The 2,939-nt window shown below is 69.8% G+C and carries 2 protein-coding genes; one reads left to right on the top strand and one right to left on the bottom strand.

Annotation, left to right across the window (positions count from 1 at the left end; genetic code table 11):
* Nucleotides 1–1,983: methyl-accepting chemotaxis protein (locus ACV4UX_RS18345; protein WP_491594724.1), on the top strand; the 1,983-nt coding region annotated here is incomplete at its 5' end.
* A gap of 177 nt (nucleotides 1,984–2,160) precedes the next feature.
* Here ACV4UX_RS18345 and ACV4UX_RS18340 read toward each other — a convergent pair.
* A partial coding sequence (locus ACV4UX_RS18340) for a methyl-accepting chemotaxis protein (protein ID WP_491594723.1) occupies nucleotides 2,161–2,939 on the bottom strand: 779 nt, incomplete at its 5' end.

Genomic DNA, 2,939 nt, shown 5'->3' with positions numbered 1-2,939 from the left:
GAGGCGGTGGACGTCATGGTGCGCCTGGGCGGTCTGGCGCACGAACTCCAGAAGGAGCGGGGCCTGTCTTCCGGCTACCTGGCCAGCAAGGGCGAACGTTTCGGGCCTGAGCTCAATGCCCAGCGCGGGGCCTCGAATGCCGCCGTGTCGCAACTCCGGGATACGCTGACCCGTTCTGCCGAGGCCGCGAAGCAACCGTCCATGGCCAAAGCCCTGGCGGCTCTGGAACCCGTGCTCTCAGGGCTGGACGGCCAGCACGCCAGCGTGGACGCCAAACGCCTGGAGGCCCGCGAGGCCATCGGGTCCTACACCCAGTCCATCGACAAAGTCCTGGGCGGCTGTTCGGTCATACTCACCCTGGCCGCAGGCAGCGGCATGACGCGCCCAGCGGCCGCCTACGTGGAGCTTCTGCGCGGGAAGGAAGCCGCCGGGCAGGAGCGCGCCCTGCTCAACGGGGCCTTCTCCGCCGGTCGCTTCACCCCCGAACTCTACAAGGACTGGCTCTCGCGTCTGGGCGTTCAGGATGCCCACCTGGGCTCCTTCGCCACCCTGGGCGGCGACCAGGCGGCCAGCCTCCTCGCCTCGCGCACCGAAGGACCGGCCAAAGAGGTGGATGTCTTCCGGGCCAAGGCCTTCGCCAACCAGTCCAAGCCTGCCCTGGAGGGAGATCCCCAGGCGTGGTTCAAGGCATCCACCGCGCGCATCGACGCGCTCAAGCTCGTGGAGGACGCCTGGGCGGCCAACGTGATGGAACGCTGCACGGGCGTTCTCGAAAAGGCCCGCAGCGCCTTCTTCCTGAACCTGGGTGTGGCCCTGGGTGTGGTCCTGGTGAGTCTGCTGTTGGGGTGGCTGGTGTTCCGCAGCATCACCGGCCCGCTCCTGGGGGCTGTGGACTTCGCCCAGCACGTGGCCTCGGGTGACCTGAACGTGGCCATCGAGGCCAAGGGTGGCGACGAGGTGGCCGCCCTGCGCCGCGCGCTGGGGGCCATGCTGGAGACCATCCGGACCATGATCGACAAGGCCGAGAAGGCGATGCAGGAGGCCTCCCGCGAGGCGGAGCACGCCCGCGAGGCGGCCAGGGAGGCGCAGGAGGCCACTGCCAGGGCCGAACGGGCCAAGAGCGAGGGCATGGCCATGGCCGCCGACAGGCTGGAGGACGTGGTGCTGGCCGTCACCACGTCGTCCGAGCAGCTGGCCTCGGAGGTGGAGCAGGCCAGCGGCGGTGCGTCGCTGCAGTCCGCGCGCATGGCCGAGACGGCCACGGCCATGGAGCAGATGAACGCCACGGTGCTGGAAGTGGCGCGCAGCGCCTCGGCTGCGGCCGCCACCTCGGACAAGGCGCGCCAGGAAGCCCTGAACGGCGCGCAGGTGGTGCGCGAGGCCATGGCGGGCATCACCCAGGCCCGGGACCAGTCCCTGGAACTCAAGCGCGCCATGGGGGAACTGGAGGGGAGCGCCCGCGACGTGGGACGCATCCTCTCCGTGATTTCCGACATCGCGGACCAGACCAACCTGCTGGCCCTCAACGCGGCCATCGAGGCGGCCCGCGCGGGCGAGGCGGGAAGAGGCTTCGCGGTCGTCGCCGACGAGGTGCGCAAGCTGGCCGAGAAGACCATGCAGGCCACCAAGGAGGTGGCCAGCTCCATCGGAGGCATCCAGCAGGGCGCGGCGGACACCATCCGCAACGTGGAGGGCGCCGTCTCGCGCATCGAGAGCGCAACGTCCCAGGCAGGTCTCTCGGGCAAGGCGCTGGAAGCCATCGTGTCCCTGGTGGACGAGGCCTCGATGCAGGTCAGTTCCATCGCCACGGCTTCGGAGCAGCAGTCTGCCTCCAGCGAGGAGATCAACCGCTCACTGGAGGACGTGAACCGCATCTCCATGGAGACCGCCCAGGCCATGGACCATTCGGCCCAGGCCGTGGCCGGGCTGGCCGCACAGTCCCGGACGCTGCGCGGGCTCATCGGGGAGCTGCGCGCCAGCTAGCCCCGCGCGACCCCGGATTTTGACGCCAAGCAGAGAGGCCGGGAGACGTCGCTCGTCTCCCGGCCTTTGCTTGATGCCCCCCTGAGAAGAGGGGCGAGAGTCGTCACTGGCGCCAGGGCCGCTCCGCACCGGCAGGTTGGCCGTTGCCCGCCGCGCGCCGCCAGGGCATGCATCGCGTCAGGTCAGGGCGCGCCGCCCGCCGTGTCCGCCGCTTTCGCCTTTCATGTTCTCGATGAGGTTCTTGAGCACGAGGCTCTGGTTGGCCAGTTCGCCCACGGCCTGGGCCGACTGGCGCATGGCGTCGGCCGTCTCGGTGGAAATGCGGTTGACGTCCTCGATGGAGCGGTTGATCTCCTCGCTGGCAGCCGACTGCTGTTCCGATGCCGTGGCGATGGAGCGCACCTGGTCGGCCGCCAGCTCCACCAGCCGGACGATCTCCGCCAGGGCCTCGCCGGACTGGGAGGCCAGGCCGGTGGCCTCCTCGATGGCGTGCACGGCCTGTTCGGTGTTGTCCTGGTTCTTTTTGGCGCCCTGCTGGATGTCCCGGATGGCGTCGCCCACGTCCTTGGTGGCGGTCATGGTCTTTTCGGCCAGCTTGCGCACCTCGTCGGCGACGACCGCGAAGCCTCTTCCCGCCTCGCCCGCGCGGGCCGCCTCGATGGCCGCGTTGAGGGCCAGCAGGTTGGTCTGGTCCGCAATGTCGGAAATCACGCCCAGGATCTGTCCGATGCCCTCGGCCTGCCTGCCCAGCGCGCCCATGTCCTCGCGGGACTGGTCGGCGTTGTGCTTCACCTGCCCGATGAAGTTGATGACGCGCCCCACCACCTTGGCTCCGGATTCGGCCCTGTCGCGCGCCCTGGTGGAGGTTTCGGCGGCCTGGGAGGCGTTGCGGGCCACTTCCAGGACGGTGGCGTTCATCTCTTCCATGGCCGTGGCCGTCTCGCCCACCCGGTGGG

The organism is Fundidesulfovibrio sp., assembly GCF_058402725.1.
The sequence above is the reverse complement of the archived record's forward strand: the minus strand, read 5'-3'. Positions and strand labels throughout refer to the sequence as shown.